This is a genomic window from Neobacillus drentensis (assembly GCF_036965425.1).
Taxonomy (GTDB): Bacteria; Bacillota; Bacilli; order Bacillales; family Cytobacillaceae; genus Neobacillus; species Neobacillus drentensis_F.
On the sequence record NZ_JBALPP010000039.1, the window covers coordinates 1 to 7,815 of the forward strand.

Below are 7,815 nucleotides of genomic sequence, written 5' to 3' on the forward strand. Positions count from 1 at the left end.
ATAAATGATATATAAAATATTTTTATATATTTAAAGAGAAAAGATTGGGGCTATGACATGATTAGAACTGAGATGAACACCGTAGTAACCCTATGTCAGCTTCACACAGACCTATCGGAACAAGACATACAAAAGATTCAAGAAGTGGTTCAAAATCTACAATTAATTGCCGATTTAAATCAAGCAAATGTGTTTGTCGATTGTCAAACAAGAGAAAAAAAGCATGCTATTGTGGTGGCAGAAGCAGCACCTTCAACGGCCAGTTCTGTCTATAAAAATCCGGTGGTCGGAAAGTTTGCCTACGAAACGTTTGAGCCTGCTGTTTTTTATGCGTTTCGGACAGGTAAGTCGCTTTTTCTCAATCATGCCTTAACCCAGGAAGGGAAAAAAGTCGAACAAAGCGTTGTTCCGATTGTTGGAATCCATAACCAGGTGATTGGCGCGTTGATCATGGAGAAAGACAACAGTGATAAGCTCCAAAATCAAAACAAACTGAAAGCGCTAACAGAAGCGAATGAGACGCTTAGCGAACTCTTATTGGGAATGGCTGAAAATCGTACTTTTATCCCAGAAGTGATGGAGGAAGCACTATTCATCATTGACGAGGATTTACGGATTCAATATTCAAATCCTGCTGCGATGAATCTTGTTTTAGAAATGTGTTCAGAGGAATGTAAAAACGGTAATCTTTTTACTTCCTATTTTCCTAACCTTGCAGAAATATGCAGGCTGCCGGATGAACTTGTGATCCAAGAAATCATCATACAAAATAAAGTCTTTCAAATGAAAAAAATTGCTCTTGTGCAGCATGAGAAAAATAGCGGATCATTTATCATTTTTCGTGACTTAACAGAGCTGCGCGAAAAGGAGAGGGAGCTTACCGTAAAGACTGTGGCCATCCGGGAAATCCATCATCGCGTAAAAAATAACTTGCAAACGGTAGCGAGTCTTCTCCGTTTGCAGATGCGCAGAGGAGTCCCTGAAGAAAGCAAGTTTCATTTTATCAAGAGTCTTAACCGAATTTTAAGTATTGCCTCTGTCTATGAAATCATCTTATCCAATTCTGAAAATCAGGATGATGTAGAACTTGTGAGTTTAATAGAAAAAATCGGGAATATGCTGGTCTTTAGTGAAGATCATGAAGGAAAATCGATTTCGATCAACTATTCCGGTCCAAAGCTGTTTGTTAAATCGAATCTAGCTGTTTCCGTTGCTCTAGTTATCAATGAATTAATTCAAAATTGTGTGAAACATGCATTTGCGGAGATGACTGAGGGCCAAATTGAAGTAGTCATCCAAGAAGAGACATCTGCAGTAAGAGTCCTCGTAAAAGATAATGGAATTGGCTATGCTCCTTCCATGAAGCCGTCATTAGGACTTGATATAGTTAAAATGATGATTGAACACGATTTATCGGGCCATTTTTCTGTTGATGGAACAAGGGAAGGAACGGTAGCAATCGTCGAATTTCCTTTTGCGAGGGAGGTTTAAGGAATGAAAAAGCGAATTATCGTTGTTGAAGATGAGTCCATCGTCCGATTGGATGTTTCTCTCATGTTAAAGGATGCGGGCTATGATGTTGTGGCGGAAGCAGCTGATGGAGAGAAAGCAATTGAATTAGCCTACAGCCTTAAGCCTGACTTAATGATCATGGATATTAAAATGCCAAAGCTGAACGGATTAAAGGCCAGTGAGATTATTTCCAACAAATTCAATATCCCGATTTTGCTGTTAACGGCCTATAGTCAAAAGGAATATATAGAAAAAGCGAAGAAGGCAAATATTTTAGGGTATCTTGTAAAGCCGATTTCGGAGGCCAACTTGATTCCGGCGGTTGAAATTGCTTTGAAGCAGGCTGAAAATGCGATTCTTTACAAAGAAAAAGTAGAAGAAATGAATCGGGAACTGAAAAACCGAAAGCTCGTGGAAAAAGCAAAAGGAATTTTAATGAAACAATTGAATTTACCTGAAGAAACGGCTTACAATAAGATGAGAGACCTCAGCATGAAAAAACAAATGCCATTGGAAAAAGTGGCAAAGTACATTATTTTGAAGTACCCAAGTTAGTTTACAAGTGAATAGACGAAGCAATGGTGCTTAATAGGTTTTATTTTTTATAAAAATAAAGTCTATTAGGCATTTTTTTTATTAATTTGAGAGGCGGGTTTTTCATGAACGAAGAGAAACAGCGGTTTATACAGGAGTTTGTCCCAGGGAAACAGGTCACTTTAAGCCATATTATTGCCAATCCGGACCCGGATATGTTTGAAAAACTAGGGATCCAGGAGGCTGGGGCATTAGGGATTTTAACGCTGACCCCAAGTGAGACGGTGATTATTGCCGGGGATTTAGCCACCAAAGCGGCTAATGTCAAGTTAGGGTTTTTGGATCGCTTTACAGGAAGTCTTGTGATTGTCGGCAATGTTTCAGAGGTGGAAATGGCGATGCGGGAAATCAACCGTTTTTTGCAGGCTACACTGAAATATACCCCGGCCGAGATCACCAAGTCATAGAATCATAAGATAGATTTTTTAAGAAGGGAGGAAATCTGATGATGAAAAAGAACCGAGCCATGCTGATTGGTTCCATTGGGGCGGGAAAATCAACGTTAACAAATGCATTGCTTGGCCGGGAAGTGCCTGCTGTCAAAACGCAGTCACTGAATTACTATGATTGGATTGTGGATACCCCAGGAGAATATTGCGAAAACCCGTTCTACTATAAAAACATCATGGCAACGGCATTAGAAGTGACCCATGTCCTGTTTTTACAGGATGCGACCAAGAAGAAAATGATTTTCCCGCCAGGATTCAGCAGCGGAATCAATAAAATTCCAATAGGGGTGGTCACAAAAAGTGATTCAGATCAGGCTGACGTTGAACTAGCCGTTTCTTTGTTAAAAAAGGTAATCGTAACCAAAGGTCCGATTGTCATTACCTCTTCCCTAAAAAATGAAGGAATAGCGGAGATCAGGAATCTGGTAAACTTCCGTTCGACACAGGAAATGAAGCAGTATCTGGAAGGAAATCCATCCCCATTTGTTATTTTTTAAATGAAAGCCTTTACAGTATCCAGAAAATAATTTATATTATGAATAACAAATGAATTTAATGGCAATGGCGCCTCTTTTAAACTATCTAATTTGGGATAGTTTACAAGGGGCGCTTTTTGTGTTTTTGGGGGGGTTGAGATGAATTTCAAAGGCCCGCAAAAAGAAGAAATGATCAGTGCGGGAATCGATATAGGCACCAGTACAACCAAGCTGGTATTCAGCCGGTTCACGTTAATGAATATGGCTGGCGGGGCCCATGTGCCGCGAATTGAAATCATTGACAAACAGGTCATCCATCGCAGCCCGATTTACCGGACACCACTGCTTTCACCAACCACGATTGATATTGAAAAAATTGAAGACCTTGTCAGAAAGGAATATCAGAAAGCAGGTATTGAGCCGAAAGATATTCAAACGGGGGCAGTGATAATTACGGGTGAAACAGCCACAAAGTCAAATGCAGAAGTTATGCTGCATCAGCTGTCTGACCAGGCTGGGGAGTTTCTAGTGGCAACAGCTGGTCCTGACTTAGAAGGAATCATTGCCGCTAAGGGATCGGGCGCCTATGAATATTCGAAAGATACGGGGAAGGTTATCGCCAATATCGATATCGGCGGGGGTACCGCCAATGTGGCCGTTTATAAATCTGGCAGACTTTGCGGAACCTGTACGTTACATGTAGGCGGCCGATTAATTGAATGTAACGATCATAAAATCCTGAGTATTTCTCCGCCTGTTAAGAATTTACTTCGACAATGGGATTCAAGGATGGTGGAGGGGCAAGACCAAAATCCAGCAGCGATAAAACAAGTTACCGATTTTATGGCAGATGTCATTGCGCGGATGTTAAAAAAGGCACTCACAAACGAGGATCTCCCGTTGTTGCTAGGGCATGAACCCAATTGGGAGGAAGAGGTTGAGGCGATTATGTTTTCAGGCGGAATAAGTGAATGCATTTATCAACTTGAGACCGGAAGCGTACAGTCTACCCTATACGATGATATTGGGTTGATGTTAGCTGCCTCCTTAAAGGAAAGCTCAAGTCTTTCTGGGTGGACATGGGTAAAGCCGCAGGAAACGGTTCGGGCCACAGTGCTGGGCGCCGGAATGCAAACGACTGAAATCAGCGGTGCAACCATTGAAGCTGATCAACGTAAATTGCCGATGAAAAACTTGCCGGTTTACCAGATGCGATTCGAGGGTGATTTTAAAACGGAAATAAACCAATTTTCCAAGAGGATTGAGGAAGCACTCGATCTCTATGACCCGCAGCGTGAAGGACAAAATTTTGCAGTTTATTTTTCAGAACTGCCTTACTTACGATTCCGTGAAATCGATGAATTTGCTGAATCCATCCTCGAAGCAATAAAACAAAAACCGAATCAAGATCAGCCATTGGTCCTTGTGCTTGACCGGGACTATGCAAAAGTTCTCGGGCAAACACTCAAGCGGAAGGCTCCGGTGCAATCCGTCATTTGTATTGATCAAATTAAAGTTGAAAATGGGGACTATTTGGATATAGGCCAAGTGCTCGAATCCGATGTTGTTCCTGTCATCATAAAAACATTAACATTCCAGAAATGACGAAAGGGGGCATTCTTATGAAATTAAAGTCCACCTATTTAGGTACCGTCTATCAATTTTCTACACTAAAGGATTTATTTGCGAAAGCAAATGAAGAAAAATCCGGAGACCGCTTAGCAGGGATTGCTGCTGAGACCGTTCAGGAAAGAATTGCAGCCAAACAAGTGTTGAGCTATTTAACACTACAAGATATTAGGGAAAATCCAATGCTATCGCCTGAAGAGGATGAGGTTTCAAGGATTATCGAGGGTCAGATTAACGAACCTATCTATCAATCGATTAAAAATTGGTCTGTTTCGGAGCTTCGCGAGTACATCCTGAACGATTCAACTACCGGTGAAGACTTGAAACGCCTCAGCAATGGTCTGAATAGTGAAATGATTGCAGCGGTGGCAAAGATTATGTCCAACCTCGATTTAATCCATGCCGCCAATAAAATTGAAGTTTTATCCAAATGCAATATTACGATCGGTCAAAAAGGAGTGTTAGCCTCTAGGCTGCAGCCAAACCATCCGACGGATAATGTCGACGGGATGATGGCCTCCATGAAAGAGGGGCTTGCCTATGGGATTGGAGATGCCGTCATTGGAATAAACCCGGTAGATGACTCCGTTGAAAGTGTAAAGCGGTTATTGCATGCGACACATGACTTTATTCAAAAATGGGAAATTCCAACGCAAAACTGTGTGCTTGCCCATGTGACAGCTCAAATGAAAGCGGTCCAGCAGGGGGCACCGGCAGATATGATTTTCCAGAGTATTGCCGGAACCGAAGCGGCCAATCGTTCTTTCGGGATTACCGCTGCCCTCCTGGAGGAAGCAAACGAAATGGCGAAAGTATACGGTACAGGAACCGGTCCACAACGGTTATATTTTGAGACAGGTCAAGGATCGGAATTATCCGCCGAAGCTCATTATGATATTGACCAAATGACATTGGAATCCCGGAATTATGGCTTTGCCCGTTACTATGACCCGTATATTGTCAATACTGTCGTCGGCTTTATCGGCCCGGAGTATTTGTACAACAATAAACAAGTGATTCGAGCGGGTCTTGAGGATCATTTTATGGGGAAAATGCATGGCATTCCAATGGGCGTTGATATTTGCTATACGAACCATATTAAAGCTGACCAAAATGACATTGAAGATCTTGGGGTGCTGCTTTCGGCAGCGGGAGTGAATTTTATTATCGCTGCACCAATGGGTGATGATTGTATGCTCAATTACCAGAGCTTAAGTTATCACGATGTTGCGACATTAAGACAGACGCTTAATAAACGGCCTGCACCATTATTTGAAGCATGGCTGGAGAAAATGGGGATTTTTGAAAACGGGAAATTAAGTAAATATGCAGGTGACCCGACGATTTTTTCCCGATAGGAGGTGGAAGAAATGAATCCTGAGTTAGTGGAACAAATCACGAAAATGGTGATAGAAAAATTGCAGACAAAGACCGCTGCTGGCAATGCGCCGGTAGAAGAGGTTAAGAAAAAGACGAACATTGATACCTCGGAAAAAGTGGAAGTGAAATTTTGGAACCACCGGACGAACCATGTTGAAACTGAGTGCAATCAAAGTCCGGGCTGCACGGATTCAGCCCATGAAAAAGAAATACCTCTTGAACCAAAGCCGCCTGTAGGGATTGAAAATCCTTTTAATAAAGAAGAGCTGGATCTTCTAATGAGCAAAACACCAGCGAGAATTGGCGTCGGCCGTGCGGGATTAAGGCCCAAAACGGAAACTTGGCTGAAGTTTCGCTTTGATCATGCTGCAGCCGTCGATGCCGTTTATGGTGATGTCGATCCGAAAATCCTTGAAAGCTTATCCTTATTAAAAGTTACCACAAAGGTTTCCGACAAAGAGGTCTATGTCCGCCGTCCTGACTTCGGCCGAAAGCTCTCTGATGAGGCAAAACAATTAATTGTTCAAAAATGTAAAAAGTCTCCGACAGTTCAAATTATTGTTTCTGACGGCTTAAGTTCGAAAGCGGTCGAGGAAAATTTAGAGGATGTTTATTTATCTCTTAATCAATCGCTGCAAAGCTTAGGGCTCGATGTCGGAACACCATTTTTTATCGAAAAAGGCCGGGTGGCGGCAATGGATGATGTTGGGGAGCTCCTAACACCGAAAGTGATTGTTTACTTGATTGGTGAACGTCCTGGTCTCGTGAGTGCGGAATCGTTAAGTGCGTATCTCTGCTATGAACCACGCCACGGTACCATTGAGGCTGACCGGATGGTCATCTCCAATATCCATAAGGGCGGCATCCCACCGGTGGAGGCCGGCGCCTATATCGGAACGATCGTACAAAAAATATTAAAATATCAGGCTAGCGGTGTTTCGCTGGTACAAAAAGAGCAATAAGGGGAGGGTTAATAAATGGCATTAGAACGACTTCATGCAGAAATCTTGGCTGTTCGGATTATTCCAAACGTTGACCCTGCCTTAGCCGCACAGTTTCAGTTAAAACCCCATCAACGGAGTTTAGCCATTTTCACCTCAACGATAGACGATGTCGGTTATACAGCTCTGGATGAAGCAACGAAACGCGCAGATGTGGATGTTGTCTATGCCAAGTCCTTCTACGCAGGTTCCTCGCATGCATCAGGGCCATTGTCCGGGGAAATGATCGGTGTGTTGGCCGGTCCAAGTCCTGATGAAGTGAAGAGCGGGATAGATGCAGTGATTCAAACCGCTGAAAATGAAGCGTATTTTGAGGCATTAAATGATGAAAAAAGTCATGCTCTATATGCTCATGTGGTGGCGAGAACTGGTTCCTATTTATCGGCAGAGGCCGGCATTAATCAAGGTGAGGCGCTTGCCTATTTGATTGCCCCTCCGCTAGAAGCAGTTTATGGAATCGATGCCGCTTTGAAGGCAGCGGATGTTGAGCTCGTTAAGTTTTTCGGTCCGCCATCAGAAACAAACTTTGGCGGCGGGCTTTTAACCGGTTCACAATCGGCATGCCAGGCAGCAGCGGATGCTTTTCGTGATGTGATTATCGAGATTGCGAGAAATCCACGACAGTATTAGTCTCCTATTTGATGAAATGCTGCTTACGTGTCATTTTACAAAAAAATGTCCTAAGTGAGTAAATTTGTATTAAGTAAATAGAGATTGGAGTAGTTTCCAAATATATCCAAAAAATGTCGTAAGTTTCGAAAAATAGGTAGTAAG

At 42.6% G+C, this 7,815-nt stretch carries 8 protein-coding genes; all 8 read left to right on the plus strand.

The features are described 5' to 3' along the window. Window positions 1–57 precede the first annotated feature (57 nt). The 8 genes from V7161_RS10630 (at window position 58) to eutL (ending at window position 7,671) form a co-directional block, all read left to right on the plus strand. Window positions 58–1,491 carry a sensor histidine kinase gene (locus V7161_RS10630; protein ID WP_335444974.1) on the plus strand — a complete coding sequence of 478 codons (1,434 nt, stop codon included), beginning with the start codon at window positions 58–60 and terminating at the stop codon, window positions 1,489–1,491. A gap of 3 nt (window positions 1,492–1,494) precedes the next feature. Beyond that, window positions 1,495–2,067, plus strand: coding sequence for an ANTAR domain-containing response regulator (locus tag V7161_RS10635; protein ID WP_335444975.1), 573 nt, complete (start codon window positions 1,495–1,497; stop codon window positions 2,065–2,067). Between the two features lie 104 nt (window positions 2,068–2,171). Beyond that, on the plus strand, window positions 2,172–2,513 hold the full coding sequence (locus V7161_RS10640) for a BMC domain-containing protein (RefSeq protein WP_335444976.1): 342 nt from the start codon (window positions 2,172–2,174) through the stop codon (window positions 2,511–2,513). A 38-nt stretch (window positions 2,514–2,551) separates the two neighbouring features. Continuing rightward, the gene (locus V7161_RS10645; protein ID WP_335444978.1) at window positions 2,552–3,052 is read left to right on the plus strand and encodes a EutP/PduV family microcompartment system protein; all 501 of its coding nucleotides are present in this window, start codon (window positions 2,552–2,554) and stop codon (window positions 3,050–3,052) included. A gap of 138 nt (window positions 3,053–3,190) precedes the next feature. Beyond that, a complete protein-coding gene (locus tag V7161_RS10650) occupies window positions 3,191–4,636 on the plus strand; it encodes an ethanolamine ammonia-lyase reactivating factor EutA (protein ID WP_335444980.1) in 1,446 nt (481 codons plus the stop codon). 17 nt (window positions 4,637–4,653) lie between these two features. Continuing rightward, window positions 4,654–6,018, plus strand: a complete 1,365-nt coding sequence (locus V7161_RS10655; RefSeq protein ID WP_335444982.1) for an ethanolamine ammonia-lyase subunit EutB — start codon at window positions 4,654–4,656, stop codon at window positions 6,016–6,018. Between the two features lie 12 nt (window positions 6,019–6,030). Continuing rightward, a complete protein-coding gene (eutC, locus tag V7161_RS10660) occupies window positions 6,031–7,002 on the plus strand; it encodes an ethanolamine ammonia-lyase subunit EutC (protein ID WP_335444983.1) in 972 nt (323 codons plus the stop codon). 15 nt (window positions 7,003–7,017) lie between these two features. Continuing rightward, window positions 7,018–7,671 (plus strand): ethanolamine utilization microcompartment protein EutL, encoded by a 654-nt coding sequence (eutL, locus tag V7161_RS10665; RefSeq protein ID WP_335444985.1) that lies wholly within the window; start codon window positions 7,018–7,020, stop codon window positions 7,669–7,671. Window positions 7,672–7,815 lie beyond the last annotated feature (144 nt).